Here is a 17,507-nt window from a genome sequence, read left to right on the forward strand (position 1 = left end):
AGCGATGCAGCATCATAAAGTCTGAGGCGGATCCGAAGCAGTCACCAACGCGGTCCCGGCAACCGGCTCGCGGGCACAATATCTGCTGCCCTACCGGCAATGAAGAACAATGCGGGAGCTTCCTGATGGCAGGGTCGAGCACAATCGGAAGACGGATCGGAAAGATAGTTGCGTGGATCGTGGCGATCATCGTCATTCTCATTGCGGCGCTGACGATTTTCATTCTGACCTTCGACTGGAACCGCGCCCGGCCGTACGTCGACGACAAGGTCACGCAGGCTATCGGGCGGCAGTTCACGATCAACGGCGATCTGAAGGTGGGCTGGCGGCATTCGGTCGGCGAAACGGGCTGGCGAAGCTGGGTGCCCTGGCCGCGTTTCTCGGCGGCCAACATTACGATTGCGAATCCCGACTGGGCGAAGCGCCCGCAGTTCGCCACGCTCGATGAAATCGACTTCCAGGTGGAGGTGCTGCCGCTTCTCGCGCACGATATCGTGATTCCGGCGATCAACCTCGTCAATCCTTCCGTCGACCTCGAACGCATGCTCGATGGACGCAATAACTGGACGTTCCAGTTGCCGTCGTCGAAAACGCCGTCGCAGTGGAAACTCGATCTGCACGACATCGTGTTCGCGAAGGGCGACATCGCGCTGTCGGACCAGCAGAAGAAGGTCGACGTGCAAATGGCCGTCGATACGCTCGGCCAGCCGATTCCGATCGGCGAGGCGATGAAGCAGCAGGAAGAGGCGTCGCGCAAGGCATCGGCGGAAGCGGTCGGCAAGGCCGGCGCGCAGAAGCTCGGCGCCCAGGCCGACGCGCAGGCCGCCTCGGCGGCTTCCGCGGCATCGGCGGCGGCGGCTTCCGGCGCGTCCGCGACCGACATCCAGGCCTCCGGCACGACGCCGGCCACGGGTGCCTCGGGCGGGCTCGTCGCGGGCGGATCGAAGGCCGCGAGCGCGAGCGGGAGCGCGGGCAGCGCCGCGAGCAACAGCGCAACGGGCAACGCGAGCGGCACCGCAAGCGAAGCCGCGCGTGATGCAGTGGTGGCATCGGGCGCGAGCGGCGCGAATGGTGCGGGCACTGCAAGTGGCGCAAGTGGTGCAAGTGGTGCAAGTAATGCAAGTAATGCAAGCGCCGCGCAACGCCCGATTCCACTTTACGCAATCGGCTGGACCTTGAAGGGCACCTACAACAAGACGCCGGTGTCGGGCAGCGGCAAAGTGGGCGGCGTGCTCGCGTTGCAGGACGCGAACCGGCCGTTCCCGGTCCAGGCCGACGTCAAGGCCGGCGATCTGCACGTGGGCCTCGTGGGCACGATCACGGACCCGGCGCATCTCGCCGCCGTGGATCTGCGTCTGTGGGTGCAGGGCAGCAGCATGGCGAAGCTTTATTCGCTGACGGGCGTGACCTTGCCCGAGACGCCGCCGTATGCCACGGAAGGCCGTCTGGTCGGTCAGTTCAAATCCACGGGCAACGTCTTCAAGTATGAAAACTTTACAGGGCGCGTAGGCGGCAGCGACCTGAACGGCTCGCTGACTTACACGGCGCGCGAGCCGCGCCCGCTGTTGCAGGGCGAACTGGTGTCGCATCTGCTGCGGTTCTCCGACCTCGCGCCGGTGATCGGCGCCGATTCGAAAGCGAGCAAGGCCAAGCGCGGCGATGCGGCGAAGCAGCCGGCCGACAAGGTCTTGCCGGTCGAGGAATTCCGCACCGAGCGCTGGAAGGCGATCGACGCCGACGTGAAGTTCACCGGCCGGCGCATCATCAAGGACGTCAATCTGCCGATCACGGACCTCTACACGCATGTCGTGATGAAGGACGGCGTGCTCTCGCTCGAACCGTTGAAGTTCGGCGTGGCCGGCGGCTCGCTTGCGTCGGACATTCATCTGGACGGCAGCGGGGCGCCGCTGAAGGGCCGCTTTGCGACGTCCGCGCGGCATCTGAAGCTGAAGGAACTGTTCCCGAACTTCAAGTCGATGCAGAACGCGCTCGGCGAAATCAACGGCGACGCCGCGCTCACGGCGACGGGCAATTCGCCAGCGGCGCTCGCGGCGACGTCGAACGGCGAGATCAAGGCGCTTGTCACGGACGGCACGGTAAGCCGCCTGCTGATGGAAGCTGCCGGCCTGAACGTGGCGAACGTCGTGTATGAAAAACTGTTCGGCAATCGCGACGTGAAGATCAACTGCGCCGCCGCCGATTTCGTGGCGACCAACGGCGTGCTTGAATCGCGCGTGTTCGCGCTCGACACCGACGACGCGGTGATCGACATCGACGGCACAGTGAATATGCGCGACGAAACCATGGATCTCGGCGTGCATCCGCATACCAAGGGCTTCCGCATCTTCTCGCTGCGCTCGCCGCTGTATGCGAAGGGCACCTTCAAGAATCCGCATGTGGGCGTGAACGCGGCTGCGCTCGCGCTGCGCGGCGGCGCGGCAGTGGGCCTCGGCCTCATCAATCCGTTCGCGGCGTTGCTGCCGTTGCTCGCGCCGAGCAACAACAAACCTCTGCCGTGCGCTCAGCTTCTGTCGCAAGTCCGGCAGGCGCCGAAAGCGCCGCCGCCGGGCGTCAAGGAGCAACCCAAGCCCGCGATCTCACTCGAAGGCGCGCCCGTCAACAAGCGATCGTCGGGCGCGGCTTCGGCGCCTGCCGCGGCCTCCACGCCGGCCGCAACCGGACGCAAACCGGCAGCGGTATCGCCGGCGAGCGCAGCGGAATACAAGGGAAGCTGATGCCCGTCGGTCTTCCCGTCGACTGATTGCGCCGCACCTTCGGCAGCGGGCATTCTTTTATCTTTCTATGGCTCATCGGCTGAGCGTTGACGCAGCGCGGCTCATCCCGCGCGAACCGGATCACGCGAAAAGATCGCAGACGAAGAAGAGGGAAGGAAAGAACAGAAGCGAACCACGCAAGCGAACAACCCGAACACGCTTTGCAACGCCGCGCGTCTCATTGCGAGACGCCGCGGCGTGCGGCCATTGAACGAGCGGATTAAAGCAGGCGATTGAAGCTTATCGCAACGAACGCGGCGTAGCGTCGCCCGCCGCATCTTGCCGGCGAACCCCACGACGAGCGCCCACGCGTGTCGCACCGAATTCAGTCAGGATCTTGCCGCGAGCGCGGCTTGCGAAGACCAGGAACCCGAAGCCGTCGGCTTCATACCAGTAGCCGCCGTTCTCGAGACCGTCGAGCGGTTGTTCCAGCGCATTCGTAATGGATTCGATGCAGCGCCGCCGCAATTCCGCGGGAGCCGGATAGGGCGGCTGTGCGCCGCGCACGCTGCATAGAAGCACGTCGAGTCCCGGCAGCACATGTGCGTAAAGAACCGGCTCGTCTTGTGCGCGAGCGCGCGCAATCTTGGTGTCGAGTTGACCGAATGGCTTGAAATGCCGTAGTACCGCGAGGAACGACTCATCGCCGTCCACCTTCGCGCGCCTACGCTTTTTCGGGAAGGACATAAAAATTCGCCTGAAAAAGAATTGCAAGAAACGCAGCGTCCTCATGCGACAACTCCCGGCTTCGCGCGCCGCACGTCGATCTTTTATAGCATACGACAAGGCCGGATTCACGATGATTCGACGACTCCGCCGCCTCACCGCCTCCCGCACGAATCATGCCGAACCGCCTCGCTGCGCGCCTTCGCATCCCAGCACATCTGACTCCATCATAGACGCACGATGCGCCGAAAAAACATCTTGCACCAATAAAAAAGTCACTTTTATGTGGGCCGCCGCATGATGCCGTCACATTGAAATATTGACGATTCACGTCGATAATGGCCCGTCCGGCTGGCGGGTTCCCGCGAGCTGCCGCAGCCTGAATGACCCTTCGCGCGAACATGAAATTATTCACCAAGGGCCTGCTGCTGATCGCAGTGCCCAGCCTGGTCGAACTGACGCTTCTTGGCGTCGTGTTCGATACCCAGGAGCAAACGGAGCAGGCCGCGCAGCGGGTCACCAATAGCAAGCAGATCCTTTACCAGTCGTCAGCAATTGTCGAGCCACTGCTGCGTCAGGCAGCGCGGGTTCGTACCGGCATGGTGATCGGCGACGCGTCGATGATCGACCGGCATACGGCATGGGTCGAGGTCAGCGACCGTCTGTCGAAGCTCGAAACGCTGGTTGCCGATACGCCGGAGCAGGTCGAACGGGTGCACAAGATGCGGCGCGCTATCGAGGCGTACCGCGCGCAGACCGCGACCGTGTCGCAGGCGCTGCATGAAGGCCGCAGTACGAAGCCGCTGGCCGCGCTCGAGAGCGGCGCACTGCCTCAGCCCATCACCGCGTTGCGCGACGATCTCGCGGCATTCGGCGAAGAGGCGTCGCGGCTCGACACGGAGCGCTCGGGCGCGCTCGCGCGGCGTCGCGAGCGTCAGCAGCATGCGTTGATCGCCGCGGTGCTCGGCTCCATGCTGGTCTGGGCCGGCACCGCGATGGTGTTCGCGCGCAGCATCGGCAGGCGGCTGGAGGTGTTGACCGATAACGCGGAGCGTCTCGGCAACGGGCGGCCGCTAGCGGCGCGCCTGTCCGGTAACGACGAAATCGCTGCGCTAGACGCCGTGCTGCATCAAACCGGCGCGCGTCTGCGTGAGGCGGAGACCGAACAGACGTCGCTGAAAGCGCGTCTCGAAGCGCGTGCGCAGGAGTTGGCCGGCGTCAATGAGGAACTGCGCCAGGAGACGCAAGACAATGAAATGTTTATCTACAGCGTATCGCACGACTTGCGCTCGCCGCTCGTGAATCTGCAGGGATTTTCGAAGGAACTGCAGGTCTCGTGCGACGAGCTGGACAGCATCGTCGTAGAGGCGCGGTTGCCCGAGGCCGAACATAAGCGCATGACGCATATTCTCGACGGCGACGTACGCGAATCCTTGCAATATTTGCGCAGCGCCGTCACGCGCGCGGCCGCGATCATCGAAGCGCTGTTGCGGATTTCGCGTGCCGGCCGGCTCGAATATCAATGGCAACGGGTGAGCGTGGGGCGCGTGGTGACACGCGTCGTCGATACTTTGGAGAGCGCCATCGGGCAGCGCGCGGCGATAATCACCGTGCGCGACCTGCCGCCCGCGTGGGGCGACCCGAGCGCGATAGAGCAGATCTTCAGCAACCTGATCGGCAATGCATTGAATTATCTCGACCCGGAGCGTCGCGGGCGCATCGAAGTCGGCGCGCTCGAACCCGGCCCCGTCGAGGAAAACGGCCCGCGCGCGGTGCGCATGCGCACCTACTATGTGCGCGATAACGGGCTGGGGATTCCGGCTGCCTATATGTCGAAAGTCTTCCGTGCGTTTCAGCGTCTGCATGGCGACGTGGCGAACGGCGACGGCGTGGGCCTCGCGGTGGTGCGGCGCACCGTCGAGCGGCATGGCGGCCGTGTATGGGTCGAGTCGGCGCAAGGCGCGGGATCGACCTTTTTCGTCGTGTTGCCGGAACAGCCCGCGCGTTTGTGATGCGCGGCAGCCGCAGTACAAAAACTGGCGCAGCTTGGACAGACGGACATGACAGGATCAGATTCAGAGCGGGCAGCGCCGCATCTATATGAACCGGGCACGAACCGAGAGAACGGAGGACCTATGAGCGACGGGGAAACGGTCAGCATCGTACTGATCGAAGACGACGATGGTCATGCGACACTCGTCGAACGCAATTTGCGCCGCGCCGGTATTTCCAACGGCTTCGTGCGCTTTCGCGACGGTCAGCAGGCGCTGGATTATTTCTTCGGCGACAACCCGTCTCAGGCGCCCGATGGCCGCGCGGCGGGCACGCATCCGGGCCTCGAGCAACTGAAGAATTTTGTCGTGCTGCTCGATCTGAAGATGCCGCGCGTGGACGGCTTCGAGGTGTTGCGGCGCCTGAAGGAATCGCCGCGGACCGCGCCCGTGCCCGTGATCGTGTTGACCACCACAGACGATCCCCGCGAGATCGCGCGATGCTATGAGCTAGGCTGCAACGTCTATATTACGAAGCCGGTCGAGTACGATGCCTTTATCGAAGCGGTGCGACGCCTCGGCTTTTTCCTGCAGGTGGTGAAGTTGCCGTCGGGGCATCGCTTCGCTTCGTCATGATCGCGTGACAAGACTGCCCACGGCCCATACAGACCCCATTCACAAAGTGCGCATGACCGAAGAAGTGTCCCCTCAGCTTGCCGCCCATGTTCTCGTCGTCGATGACGACGAGGGCATCTTGCGGCTCGCGCGCAAGTCGCTCGAACGCTCCGGCTGCCGGGTCGCGGTCTGCGCGAGCGTGGAAGCGGCGCGCGAGCGGCTCGCCGGCGGCGGCCTCGACCTGCTGGTGCTCGACTATCAGCTGAACGGACCGGAAACCGGCCTCGATTTCTTCCGCCGTCTGCGCTCGGAAGGCGTGCGGATTCCCGCTATTCTCGTGACCGGCTTTACCGACGAGTCGCGTGTCATCGAGGCGCTGCGCGCGGGCGTGTCGGACGTGGTGCCGAAATCCGGCGACTACCTCGACTATTTGCCCGAAGCCGTGGAGCGGGTGTTGTCGCAAGTGCGCCTGCAGCGCGCTTCGGACGAAGCCTTGCTGTTGCGCGATCGCGAGCAGCATTACCGCAATTTGTCGGAAGCGTTGCCGCACCTCGTGCTCACCTGCAACGGCGCGGGCGATTTCGATTTCCTGTCGAAGCAGTGGTACGACTACACGGGCCTCGGCGAAAACGCCTCGCACGGTCTCGCGTGGCTCGACGCCGTGCACCCCGACGATCGCGAGGAAATCCGCCGTAGCTGGCTTCAGGCCGTGGCGGGCAATGCGGGCACCTACCGGCACGAGCTGCGAATCCGTCGCCACGACGGCGAATACCGCTGGTTCGATGCCCGCATGGTCGCCACGCGTGACAACGAAGGCCACATCAGCAAATGGTTCGGCAGCTGCACGGACATCCATTCCGAGCGCGAGGCGATGCAGGAACGCGAACGGCTTCTTGCTTCGGAACAGGCCGCGCGTCAGACCGCCGAGGAAGCGAACCGCGCAAAAGACCGCTTTCTCGCCATGCTGTCGCACGAGTTGCGCACGCCGCTGACGCCGGTTCTCGCGGGCGCGAGCGTGCTCGAAATGATTCCCAACCTGCCGGATCAGGCGCGCGCAAGCGTGCGCATGATCCGTCGCAATATCGAACTCGAGGCGCGGCTGATCGACGATCTGCTCGACCTCACGCGCGTGGCGAACGGCAAGCTGCGTCTGTCGCTGGAAACGGTCGACGTGCACGACGTGATAGACAGCGTGCTCGAACTGTTCCGCAGCGAGATTCAGGTCAAGCAGCAGGATGTGCACGTGCACAAGGACGCGCAGCATCACTACGTGCTCGCCGATCGCGCGCGCCTGCAGCAGATGCTGTGGAACCTGATTCGCAACGCCGCGAAGTTCACGCCCGACGGCGGTCATATCTACGTGCGCACGCGCGACGAACGCATGCATGTGCAGATCGTGGTCGAAGATACGGGCATCGGCATCGAGCCGGAACAGATCGGCAAACTGTTCAACGCGTTCGAACAGGGCGATCAGAAAATGACGCGGCAGTTCGGCGGGCTGGGTCTCGGACTTGCCATCACGAAGGCGCTCACGGACGTGCATGGCGGCACCGTCACCGCGCAAAGTCCGGGGCCGCATTGCGGCGCGACCTTCACGATCACGCTGCCCACCGCGGCGGCGCCCGCGCAAACCTCGCAGGTCGTGATACCCGAGCGCATGCATCCGGCCGGTGTGCTTAACATTTTGCTGATCGAGGATCACGTCGACACGGCCGAGGTCATGGCGCAACTGATCCGCACGCTCGGCCACGACGTGACGACCGTGGGCCGCGTGGACGACGCACTGGCTGCCACGCAATTGCAGACCTTCGATCTGATTGTCAGCGACGTCGGCTTGCCGGACGGCACGGGTCTCGACTTCATCAAGGCGTATCGCGCGAGTTCGGACGCGCCGGCTATTGCGCTGACCGGCTTCGGCACCGACGAAGACGTGCGCCGATGCTTCGCCGCCGGCTTCACTTCGCATTTGACGAAGCCGGTGAACTTCGCACAACTCGAAACCATGATCGAGAACGCCATCAACATCAAGGCGCAGAAGGAACGGTAAGACAGCGCGCACGCAAAGAAAAAGGCCTGTTGCGAGTGCATCGCAACAGGCCTTTTTATTGCGCGAATTTTATGCGCGAGATCAAGTGCGCGCGGCGCTCGAACCTCGCTCAAACCTCGCTGACACCGGGGCGCGGCGGCGCGTTCTTCAGCGAGTCGCGGATTTCGCGCAACAGCAGCACGTCTTCGGGCGCGGGCGGCGGTTCGGCCGGCGCGACTTCGGGCGGCTTGCGCAGATTGTTAATGAATTTGACCATCAGAAAGATGATGAACGCGAGAATCACGAAGTTGATGGCCACGGTAATGAACGCGCCATAACCGAATACCGCGACGCCCGCCGTCTGCAAGTCTTTATATGATTCGGGGCTGCCTTTGAAGCTGGCCGGAATCGCGCCGAGGCGAACGAACTTGTTCGAGAAATCGAGGCCGCCAGTGGCAACGCCGACAACCGGCATGATCAGGTCTTTCACAATTGAATTGACGATGGTGGAAAACGCGCCGCCGATAATCACACCGACCGCGAGATCCATCACGTTGCCCTTGAGGGCAAATTCCTTGAATTCCTTGATCATGCTCATAGAGGTTCCTCCCGGATATCGATGACTTAATCATACCAATCTCAGACAGATAGGCTAGCCCCTTGGCCGGAAAACTGGGAAAAACGAGGATTGTCTTTTCTATTCAGGAAACTGCGACGCGCTGTGTCGCGCGCGCTCGAGATGCGCGCCAAATGTGACCGGATCGGTGTTGGTGCCGCACAGCAGGACGCCGACACGCTTGCCTTGCAACTGGTCGCGCAGCGGTCCGAGCAGCGCCGCTGTCGCGGCGGCGCAGGCGGGCTCGACCGCCAGCTTCAGTTGTCCGAACAGCACGAACATGGCCGCGCGCAATTGATCGTCCGACACGGTGACGAGTTCGTCGATATGACGGCGGCACAGCTCGTAGCTGTATTCCTCCGTATGCGGCGCCATGAGCGAATCGGCGATGCCGTGCATCTGGCCCATCTTGACCGTGTGTTTGGCGGCGAAACTGCGGCCCATGGCGTCGGCGCCTTCGGGCTCGACACCGAACACGTGCACGCCCGGGTTCGCGAGCCGCATGGCCGTGGCGACACCGGCCGCGAGACCTCCGCCGCCTATCGGCACGATCACGGCTTCGATGTCGGGCGCTTGCGTCGTCCATTCGTAGCCGAGCGTGGCCGAGCCGAGCACCGTGCGATATCCGTTGAACGGATGCACGAAATAGCGGCCTTCTTCGGCCTCGATGCGGCGCACGAGTTCGAAGGCTTCGGCGAGGTCTTCGGCGAAGACGATTTCCGCGCGATATTGCCGGCACAGCGCGACACGCGCCGGATTGGCCGCGCGAAACAGCACGACCTTCGCGCTGATGCCGAGCCGCATCGCCGCATACGCGACCGCCACCGCATGATTGCCGCCCGACACGCACGTGACGCCCGCGCTGCGTTGCGCTTCGTCGAGCGCGAGCAGGTTGGTGAACGCGCCGCGTGCCTTGAAACTTCCGCTCACTTGCAGCAACTCGAACTTGAAGTTCACCACCGTGCCTTCGAGCGACGAGAAGTCGAGCCTGTCGAACACCGGCGTTCGCGCGACCCACGGCGTCAACGCAAAGTGCTGCGCGGCGATGTCGTCGAGTGTGGGGATCGGCTCGCCGTCGATCGTGTGGTCGGTGTGTTGCGGCATGGCGCTTGACATGGCGTGGCGGCAGTTCCGGTAGAGACGGCGTGGAGGTTAGCGCGCGGAGCGTGACAGTGCGCGTTTATCCGGCGGATTCAGTGCGCATGCGCGTCCACCGACATGCTGCGAATGAACTTGTGCAGGAAGCGTTCGCACTGCACGAGCTGATCGAGCGCGACGAATTCGTTGGCCTTGTGCGCCTGCTGGATGTCGCCGGGGCCGCACACGATGCTCGGAATGCCCGCCAGCGAGAACAGTCCGGCTTCGGTGCCGTACGCGACCTTGCGCTTGTCCTGATCGGCGGTGAGCGCGCGCACGAGTTGCGTGATGGCCGCCTCTTCGGACGAATCGAGCCCGGGCGCCGCGGCGATCTTCGTGATTTCGATGGCCGCCGACGGATGCTCGCGCAACATTTTCGGCACCAGCGTTTCGCGCGCGTACTGGTCGATGCGCGCGAAGATCGGCTCGGGATCGAGCGTGGGCAGATTGCGGAACTCGAACTGGAACTGGCATTCCGCGGGCACGGTATTGATCGCATTGCCGCCGACGATCGTGCTGGTTTGCGCGGTGCTGAAGGGCACGTCATACAGTTCGTCGAACGGGCCTTGCTCGCGGAACTGATCGGCCATGTCGCGAATGTGGCAGATGAGCCGCGCCGCGTACTCGATTGCGTTCAAGCCTTTCGGCGTGAGCGACGAATGCGCCGCCTGGCCGCGCACGCAGCATTGATACGCGTTGATGCCCTTGTGCGCCACGATGGGCCGCATGCTGGTCGGCTCGCCGACGATGCAGCCATCGGGTTTCACGCCGCGCCTGATCAGGTCGGCGATCATGATCGGCGCGCCTACGCAGCCCACTTCCTCGTCGAATGAAAGGGCCAGGTGAATCGGCTTGGCGAGCTTCGCGCGCTGCATGTCCGGCACGAGCGCGAGCGCGGCGCCGATGAAGCCTTTCATGTCGCAGGTGCCGCGGCCGTAGAGTTTGTCGCCGCGAATTTCCGGCTTGAACGGATCACTGTCCCATTGCTGGCCGTCGACGGGCACCACGTCCGTGTGGCCCGACAACACGACGCCGCCGTTCGTCTCGCCGTCGTGTGCGGGAATGGTGGCGAAGAGATTGGCCCATTTGCCGCTCACGTCGTGCGTGAGTGTGGCCTCGATGCCGGCGGCGCGAAGCTCGTCGCGCACGGTTTCGATCAGACCCAGATTCGGATTTCGGCTCACCGTGTCTATCGACACAAGACGGGTGACCCAGGGAAGCGAGACAGGCGCGGCAGCAGAAGAAGCGCCTGCTGATGTGGGCGAGGACTGCGCTGAATCAGCGACGTGAGACATGACAGGACTCCGGCATATGAGTCTTTCGATCATACCCAAAAAACGCCGGCCCGTATGCCGCGGCGCACGCTTGGCGCACCGCAGCATGACAGAAAAACGCTAGACGTAGCGCGTATTTGCACCCGACCCGTTTGCGCCCGGTCTCAACGCGCCGCGGCGGCCGCCGCCGTGCCGCGTCCTGGCGAACCCAACGCGCGCAGCGTCTCCTTGACCGTCGCCACGCGCACCGCGAGATCGGGGCTGCGCGTCTCGATCCGCAGCTTGTCCTGACCCGCGAGCTTGATGTGTTTGTGCTTCTGCACCATCTCGATGATACGCATCGCGTCGACTGGCGGATTCGGAATGAATTGCAAGCCGATCACGGCTTCGCCGGCGTCGATCTTCGAGATGCCCAACGGCTTCGCCGCCAGCCGCAGCCGATGCGTTTCCACGAGCGCATGCGCTTGCGGCGGCAACTTCCCGAAGCGGTCGATCAGCTCTTCCTGAATGCCGTCGATCGAATCGTTGTGCTCGCAATTCGCGAGGCGCTTGTAGAGCGACAGACGCTCCTGCACGTCGCCGCAATAGTCCGCTGGAAGAATGGCGGGTGCGTGCAGATTGATCTCGGTGGTCGCGGCGAGCGGCGCCGTGAGGTCGGGCTCCTTGCCGTCCTTGAGCGCCTTCACCGCGTCGTTGAGCATGTCGGTGTAGAGCTGGAAACCGATCTCGTGAATCTCGCCCGACTGCTTGTCGCCGAGCACTTCGCCCGTGCCGCGAATCTCGAGGTCGTGCATGGCCAGATAGAAGCCCGAACCGAGTTCCTCCATCTGCTGGATCGCCTCCAGACGGCGCTGTGCCTGCTTCGTCAGCCCTTGCGGATCGTGCACGAGCAGATACGAATACGCCTGGTGATGCGAGCGTCCGACGCGGCCGCGCAACTGATGCAACTGGGCGAGGCCGAACTTGTCCGAGCGATGAATCAGAATCGTGTTGGCACTCGGCACGTCGATGCCGGTTTCGATAATCGTCGTGCACAGCAGCACGTTCGCGCGTTGCGCCACGAAGTCGCGCATCACGCGTTCGAGTTCGCGCTCATGCATCTGCCCGTGCGCGACCGCGATCCGCGCTTCGGGCACGAGCGCTTCGAGCATCTGCCGGCGATTCTCGATCGTCTCCACTTCGTTGTGCAAAAAGTAAACCTGGCCGCCGCGCTTCAGCTCGCGCAACATGGCCTCGCGAATCACGCTGTCTTCCTCGCGACGCACGAACGTCTTGATGGCGAGGCGCTTTTGCGGCGCGGTCGCGATCACGGAGAAATCGCGCAGGCCTTCGAGCGCCATGCCGAGCGTGCGCGGAATCGGCGTGGCGGTCAGCGTGAGCACATCCACTTCCGCGCGCAGCGCCTTGAGCGCCTCTTTCTGCCGCACGCCGAAGCGGTGTTCCTCGTCGATGATCACGAGCCCGAGGCGCTTGAATTGCACATCTGACGAGAGCAGCTTGTGCGTGCCGATCACGATGTCGACACTGCCTTCGTTGATCTGCTGGATCGCCGCGTTGACTTCCTTAGTCGACTTGAAACGCGACAGTTCCGCAATGCGCACCGGCCAGTCGGAGAAGCGGTCGGTGAAGGTTTGCGTGTGCTGCTCGGCGAGCAGCGTGGTGGGCGAGAGCAGCGCGACCTGCTTGCCGCCCATCACGGCGATGAAGGCCGCGCGCAGCGCGACTTCGGTCTTGCCGAAACCCACGTCGCCGCACACGAGGCGGTCCATCGGCTTGCCGCTCGTCATGTCGCCGATCACGGCCGCGATCGCGGCGGCCTGGTCCGGCGTTTCCTCGAAGCCGAAGCTCTCGGCGAACTTCACATAGTCTTTGGGTTCGAGCGGGAACGCGTGGCCCGAACGCGCGGCGCGGCGCGCGTACAGATTCAGCAGTTCGGCGGCGGTGTCGCGAATCTGCTGCGCGGCCTTGCGCTTGGCCTTTTCCCATTGACCCGAACCGAGCGAGTGCAGCGGCGCGCTTTCCGGGTCCGCGCCGCTATAGCGCGAGATCACGTGAAGCTGGGCGACGGGCACGTAGAGCTTGCTGTCGCCCGCGTATTCGAGATGCAGGAACTCGGTGTCGCCTTCGCCGAGATCCATGGTGACAAGACCCATATAGCGCCCGATGCCGTGCTGCGAATGCACGACCGGATCGCCCACTTTCAGCTCGGACAGGTCGCGCACCATCGAATCGACGTTGCTCGCCTGTTCCTGGCGGCGGCGCCCGGCGCGGCGCGCGAGCGGCCCATAAAGCTCGGTCTCGGTAATGATCGCGATTCCGTCGACGGGCACGGCAAAACCGTTCGCGAGTGGCGCGACGCCCAGCGAAAAGCGCGCGTCGCCGGTGAGCCAGTCCTGGAAGCTGTCGCTCGACGCGGGCTTCAGATGATTGTCCGCGAGCAACTGCAACAGCGTCTCGCGGCGGCCCGCCGATTCCGCGGCGAACAGCACGCGATTCGGCGTGGTGTCGAGATACGCGCGCAAGGCCGCGACGGGATCGTCGGCGTGACGGTCGATCGCGAGGCTTGGCAGCGGCGTGGACCAGCCGCCGCCCGAGTTGGCCGGCAGCACGAGCCGCGCGAAGGGCTTGGCGAGCGTGAAGAAATCTTCGTCGGTGAGAAAGAGGCGCTGCGGCTCCAGAATGGGCCGGTCGCGATCGTGCGACAGGAAGTTGTAGCGCTGCTTCGTGTCGTTGGTAAAACGCCGGATCGCTGCGTCCAGATCGCCGACGAACGCGAGCTGCGCGCCTTGCGGCAAATAGTGGAAGAGCGTCGCGGTGTCGTCGAAGAAAAGCGGCAAATAATATTCGATGCCCGCGGACGGCACGCCGTTGCCGATGTCCTTATAGATCGACGCGCGGCTCGGATCGCCTTCGAAGGTCTCGCGCCAGCGGCTGCGAAACGCGGTGCGCGCGGCTTCGTCGAAGGGAAACTCGCGGCCCGGCAGGAGCCGCACGTCTTTCACCGGATACAGGCTGCGCTGCGTGTCGGGGTCGAATGCGCGGATCGAGTCGACCTGGTCGTCGAACAGATCGATCCGGTAAGGCAAGGGCGAACCCATCGGATAAAGATCGAGCAGCGAACCGCGCACGCAGTATTCGCCGGGACGCACCACCTGGCTCACGTGTTCGTAGCCGGCGAGCGTCAGCTGCGCCTTGAGCTTCGCTTCGTCCAGACGCTCGCCTTGCGAGAACGAGAACGTGTAGGCCGCGAGGAACGACGCGGGCGGCATGCGGTACAGCGCCGTGGTGGCGGGCACGAGCAGGATGTCGCAGCGCCCCTCGCCGAGATCGTGCAGCGTGGCGAGGCGCTCGGACACGAGGTCCTGGTGCGGCGAGAACGTGTCGTACGGCAGCGTTTCCCAGTCGGGCAGGAGGCGCACGCGCGCCTCGGGCGCGAAAAAGCCGATTTCCTGCGACAGACGCTGTGCATCGACAGCGTTTTCGCAGACCACCGCGAGCAGCGGCACCTTCTCGCGCCAGGCGAGATGGTAGCGGGCGATCAGCAGGGCGTCGGACGAGCCGTGCGTGCCGTCGAAGGCGAAACGCTGGCCGGCTTTGACGAGCGCGACGGGCGAAGAGAACTGCGATGATGCGGCGATGTCTGGCATAGAAGAGAAAAGGCGGCCTCGGGCTCACACGAACGGCCAAGTTTACGCGCGTCGGGGCGTGGATGCGAAGGACCTATTATAAAATCCGTCTTTTAATTTGACTTCGCGGCATCCGCACTCGTGACTTCCCGTCTATTTGCCCTGATTCCGTGCGCCGGCACCGGCAGCCGTTCCGGCGCCGCGATGCCCAAACAATATCGCACTGTCGCCGGCCGCGACATGCTGCATTATTCGCTGGCCGCATTCGATGCCTGCAGCGAGTTTGCGCAGACCCTGGTTGTCATCGCGCCCGACGACACGCACTTCGACGCTCGCCGCTTCGGCGGCTTGCGTTTTGCCGTCAGCCGCTCGGGCGGGGCGTCGCGCCAGGCGTCGGTGCTGAACGGGCTGCATGCGCTCGCCGGCTTCCACGCGCACGACGACGACTGGGTGCTCGTGCACGACGCGGCGCGGCCCGGCATCACGCCCGCGTTGATCCGCACGCTCACGGGCGCGCTGAAAGACGACGCGGTGGGCGGCATCATGGCATTGCCGGTCGCGGATACGCTCAAGCGCATCGACACGACGTCTCATGACGGCCGCATCGCCCGCACCGAATCGCGCGACGGCTTGTGGCAGGCGCAGACGCCGCAAATGTTCCGCATCGGCATCTTGCGCGACGCCATCTTGCGCGCGCAGGCCGACGGTCACGATCTTACCGACGAAGCGAGCGCGATCGAATGGGCCGGGCATGCGCCGAGGCTGGTGCAGGGCAGCTTGCGCAATTTCAAGGTGACGTATCCGGAAGACTTCGATCTCGCCGAGGCGATTCTGTCGCGCGCAACAGCGGCGTGACGGGCGGTTTCATTTTCAGCTAACAGACTTGTGGACCTGAGGACTTGACGCAGATGGATTTCAGAATTGGGCAAGGGTATGACGTGCATGCGCTGGTGCCGGGACGTCCGTTGATCATCGGCGGCGTGACGATTCCGTATGAGCGCGGGCTGCTCGGCCATTCGGACGCCGACGTGCTGCTGCACGCGATCACCGACGCCCTGTTCGGCGCGGCCGCGCTCGGCGACATCGGCCGCCATTTCTCCGATACCGATGCGAAGTTCGCCGGCGCCGACAGCCGCGTGCTGCTGCGCGAGTGCGTGGCCCGCGTGAAGGCGGCGGGCTTTTCGATCGGCAACGTGGACAGTAGCGTGGTGGCGCAGGCGCCGAAACTCTCGCCGCATATCGAGGGCATGCGCGCGAATATTGCCGCCGACCTCGGCCTGCCGGTGGAGAAGGTCAATGTGAAGGCGAAGACCAACGAGAAGCTCGGTTATCTCGGCCGAGGCGAGGGTATCGAAGCGCAGGCCGTGGTGCTGCTGGTCAAGAGTTGACGCGATCCTTGCCCGTCCAGGCGCAAGCGGCGAGATCGCTTCGCCGCCTGGCCCGGCGACTCACCCGGCGCCTGACTCGGCGGCGATGCACTGCGCGGCCGCATTGATCACGGCGGCGATGCGGCCCACGTCGCGCAATTGCGTCGAACTCATGCCTTCGGCGATCAGCGTGTCGAAGTGCGACTTCACGCAGAAGTGACATTTGCCGATGATCGAAGCGGCGAGCGCATACATTTCGAAGCGCCGCTTGTCCACGCCGCCGTGCGACGCGTAGGCGTTCATGCGCAACTGCGCCGGTTGCGATTTCAGGTCCGCGTTATCCGCCATCTCGACGTACGGATACCAGACGTTGTTCATGCCCATCAACGCGGCGGCGGTGAGCGCGCCGTTCAGCTCCTCGGGAGAGAGCACGCCCGCGTTGCGAATGGCATTGACGATCGCTGTGCTTTTGGCGGCGAAGGCCGCGGCGAGCGCGACACCGACCGCGTCGTTGCCTTCGAGCGACGAGCGCGCAATCGTGCCGTCGAGATTCAGCCGGATGTCTTTCGCGTAGTCGGGCACGAGCGCCTTAATGGAAGACAAGAATTCCATTGTCATCTCCTATCGGGTTGTCGATAAAAAAGCCCGCCGCTTTTTCAAGCTGAGCGGGCTCGGGCCGGCACGGCTTACAGCGTTGCGCCGCCGACTGCGCGGTTGCACGGACAAAGCTCGTCCGTTTGCAGGCCGTCGAGAATACGCAGCACTTCTTCAGGATTGCGGCCCACGTTCAGGTTGTTGACCGACACGTGCTGGATCGTATTGTCCGGATCGACGATGAACGTTGCGCGCAGTGCCACACCGGCTTCCTTGTCGCGCACGCCGAGCTGGTCGATCAGTTCCCCCTTCACGTCGCCGAACGAATAGTGGTTCAGCTTGCTCAGGTCCTTGTGTTCGCGGCGCCATGCGAGCTTCACGAATTCATTGTCGACGCTGCCGCCGAGCAGCACCGCGTCGCGCTCTTCGAAATCGTTCGCGAGCTTGCCGAACTCGACGATTTCCGTCGGGCACACGAACGTGAAATCCTTCGGATAGAAGTAGATGATTTTCCACTTGCCGGGGAACGACTGCTCCGTGATCTCTTCGAACGCCGAGGCGCCGTTCTCTTCATGATTGTTAAAGCCTGGCTTGGCAGCGGTGACGGTGAACGCTTCGAGTTTGTCGCCAACGGTTTTCATGCGAGTGCTCCTTCGTGTGTTGGAAAAACAGCATGTTGAGGCTACCAGCTCGTGATCACGAGCACGTTACAGGCTTTCAACTATAGCTCTATTGAACTATCGTCTCAATAGTTTTTTTCTAACGACCCGGATAGTTATTATTCAACGGAGCGGGCATTGCAAGTGCGGCGGAACGTATCA

The 17,507-nt window shown here is 63.7% G+C and carries 13 protein-coding genes; 6 read left to right on the top strand and 7 right to left on the bottom strand.

Going from position 1 to position 17,507, the window contains the following annotated elements; translation table 11 throughout:
- Positions 1 to 125 precede the first annotated feature (125 nt).
- A complete protein-coding gene (locus tag VOM14_RS14430; protein WP_327629386.1) occupies positions 126 to 2,735 on the top strand; it encodes an AsmA family protein in 2,610 nt (869 codons plus the stop codon).
- Between the two features lie 279 nt (positions 2,736 to 3,014).
- Here VOM14_RS14430 and VOM14_RS14435 read toward each other — a convergent pair whose 3' ends face one another.
- Entirely contained in the window at positions 3,015 to 3,506 is a 492-nt protein-coding gene (locus tag VOM14_RS14435; RefSeq protein WP_327629387.1) for a hypothetical protein, read from the bottom strand.
- 335 nt (positions 3,507 to 3,841) lie between these two features.
- On the opposite strand from VOM14_RS14435, the gene VOM14_RS14440 reads away from it, so the two are divergent.
- The 3 genes from VOM14_RS14440 (at position 3,842) to VOM14_RS14450 (ending at position 8,093) form a co-directional block, all read left to right on the top strand.
- On the top strand, positions 3,842 to 5,452 hold the full coding sequence (locus VOM14_RS14440; RefSeq protein ID WP_327629388.1) for a sensor histidine kinase: 1,611 nt from the start codon (positions 3,842 to 3,844) through the stop codon (positions 5,450 to 5,452).
- A 123-nt stretch (positions 5,453 to 5,575) separates the two neighbouring features.
- Positions 5,576 to 6,067: a response regulator gene (locus VOM14_RS14445; RefSeq protein ID WP_327629389.1), complete on the top strand. Its 492-nt coding sequence runs from the start codon at positions 5,576 to 5,578 to the stop codon at positions 6,065 to 6,067.
- 52 nt (positions 6,068 to 6,119) lie between these two features.
- Positions 6,120 to 8,093 carry a hybrid sensor histidine kinase/response regulator gene (locus VOM14_RS14450; protein WP_327629390.1) on the top strand — a complete coding sequence of 658 codons (1,974 nt, stop codon included), beginning with the start codon at positions 6,120 to 6,122 and terminating at the stop codon, positions 8,091 to 8,093.
- 109 nt (positions 8,094 to 8,202) lie between these two features.
- Here VOM14_RS14450 and mscL read toward each other — a convergent pair whose 3' ends face one another.
- The 4 genes from mscL to mfd all read right to left on the bottom strand — a co-directional run bounded on the left by mscL (position 8,203) and on the right by mfd (position 14,746).
- Positions 8,203 to 8,670: a large conductance mechanosensitive channel protein MscL gene (gene mscL / locus VOM14_RS14455; RefSeq protein WP_327629391.1), complete on the bottom strand. Its 468-nt coding sequence runs from the start codon at positions 8,668 to 8,670 to the stop codon at positions 8,203 to 8,205.
- Positions 8,671 to 8,769: 99 nt separating this feature from the next.
- A complete protein-coding gene (locus tag VOM14_RS14460; protein WP_327629392.1) occupies positions 8,770 to 9,804 on the bottom strand; it encodes a threonine/serine dehydratase in 1,035 nt (344 codons plus the stop codon).
- A gap of 77 nt (positions 9,805 to 9,881) precedes the next feature.
- The gene (argE, locus tag VOM14_RS14465) at positions 9,882 to 11,120 is read right to left on the bottom strand and encodes an acetylornithine deacetylase (RefSeq protein WP_327629393.1); all 1,239 of its coding nucleotides are present in this window, start codon (positions 11,118 to 11,120) and stop codon (positions 9,882 to 9,884) included.
- A 143-nt stretch (positions 11,121 to 11,263) separates the two neighbouring features.
- Positions 11,264 to 14,746, bottom strand: coding sequence for a transcription-repair coupling factor (gene mfd / locus VOM14_RS14470; RefSeq protein WP_327629394.1), 3,483 nt, complete (start codon positions 14,744 to 14,746; stop codon positions 11,264 to 11,266).
- A 120-nt stretch (positions 14,747 to 14,866) separates the two neighbouring features.
- On the opposite strand from mfd, the gene ispD reads away from it, so the two are divergent.
- Both ispD and ispF read left to right on the top strand, forming a co-directional pair.
- Entirely contained in the window at positions 14,867 to 15,580 is a 714-nt protein-coding gene (gene ispD / locus VOM14_RS14475; protein ID WP_327629395.1) for a 2-C-methyl-D-erythritol 4-phosphate cytidylyltransferase, read from the top strand.
- A gap of 53 nt (positions 15,581 to 15,633) precedes the next feature.
- Positions 15,634 to 16,113, top strand: a complete 480-nt coding sequence (gene ispF / locus VOM14_RS14480) for a 2-C-methyl-D-erythritol 2,4-cyclodiphosphate synthase (protein WP_327629396.1) — start codon at positions 15,634 to 15,636, stop codon at positions 16,111 to 16,113.
- 60 nt (positions 16,114 to 16,173) lie between these two features.
- Here the strand turns inward: ispF and VOM14_RS14485 are convergent, their stop codons facing one another.
- Positions 16,174 to 16,704: a carboxymuconolactone decarboxylase family protein gene (locus tag VOM14_RS14485; protein WP_327629397.1), complete on the bottom strand. Its 531-nt coding sequence runs from the start codon at positions 16,702 to 16,704 to the stop codon at positions 16,174 to 16,176.
- Between the two features lie 74 nt (positions 16,705 to 16,778).
- Positions 16,779 to 17,327 (bottom strand): peroxiredoxin, encoded by a 549-nt coding sequence (locus VOM14_RS14490; protein WP_327629398.1) that lies wholly within the window; start codon positions 17,325 to 17,327, stop codon positions 16,779 to 16,781.
- Positions 17,328 to 17,507: the final 180 nt, after the last annotated feature.

This window comes from Paraburkholderia sp. MPAMCS5 (genome assembly GCF_036016995.1).
Lineage (GTDB): Bacteria > Pseudomonadota > Gammaproteobacteria > Burkholderiales > Burkholderiaceae > Paraburkholderia.